This window comes from Ferroplasma sp. Type II (assembly GCF_000496155.1).
This window is the reverse complement of record NZ_KI542747.1, coordinates 2,110-3,248: the sequence shown is the minus strand read 5'-3', so window position 1 is coordinate 3,248 and position 1,139 is coordinate 2,110. Positions and strand designations below refer to the sequence as shown.

At 44.1% G+C, this 1,139-nt stretch carries 1 protein-coding gene; it reads left to right on the top strand.

Annotation, left to right across the window (positions count from 1 at the left end; genetic code table 11):
• Positions 1-52: 52 nt before the first annotated feature.
• The coding region (locus AMDU4_RS09425) for an IS5 family transposase (RefSeq protein ID WP_021787236.1) at positions 53-1,139 on the top strand (1,087 nt) is incomplete at its 3' end.

Below are 1,139 nucleotides of genomic sequence, written 5' to 3'. Positions count from 1 at the left end.
TTTACTACGTTTGCAAGCGAAACCTTTATTCATGCAATCGCGATCAATATGCATGGACATAATGAATTACGGTCTCCGGGAGAAATATGATCAGTTGAAAAGATTCGGCGACAGGCTTTCCGACATGAAGACTGTCATAGAGTGGGAAAGGATCAGGCCTTTACTCAATGACTTATATATTAATAACACAGAGAAGGGTGGAAGGTCAAATTATGATCCCATACTCATGGTCAAGATACTATTCCTTCAGTCCATATATGGCATAGTTGATGAGTCCATTGAGAAGGAGATACACAATCGCCTGGATTTCATGAACTTCCTGGATTATCCTGAATCGGTACCGGATGCAAGAACCATATGGCTCTTTCGCGAAAGGCTCTCCAATAATCACAAGGACAAGAAGATCTGGAAGGAGATATGGAAACAGTTCAAAGAGAAGGGCATTACAGTAAAGAAAGGTACAATTCAGGACGCCACTTTCATCGAATCGGATCCAGGCCATGGAAAGCACAGGAAAGGTGACGGAACAATACCAATCTATTTGGATCAGAACCCGGTGAAGGAACCTTCAGAATCGGATCATAATGAAGAGAAAACATCAAAGAGGGAGGCAAAGACTGCAAGGAAAATTGAGATTGAACAAAAGAAGAAGGCAAGGGAGGAGGAGCGGAAGAACGCAAAGACAAGGAGATCCAAGGACGGTACCTGGACAGTGAAGAACAAAAGATCCCATTTCGGGTACAAGCTCCACACAATACAGGATTCAGACAATGACATGATACTGAACTATGCAACGACCACTGCATCAGTGCATGACTCGCAGATCGATCTATCCATTCCTGGCATCGTGAATTACAAGGACAAGGGTTACTTTGGCGTTGAAGGAAGGGGAATAGATGCAGCCATGGATAAGGCTGCCAGGGGACACAAGCTGCCAGTGGAAAGCATCCGCAGGAATCTCAGGATAACAAGGAAAAGATCCAGGGGTGAGAGACCGTATTCTGTTATAAAGGGAATATTCCATGGAGGTCACGTATTCGTTACAACAGTTCCCAGAGTGAGGGTCAAGAACATGTTCATGTGCCTTGGCCATAACATGATCTGCGTGATAAGGATGAAAAATAAGGGGATAATAGCGT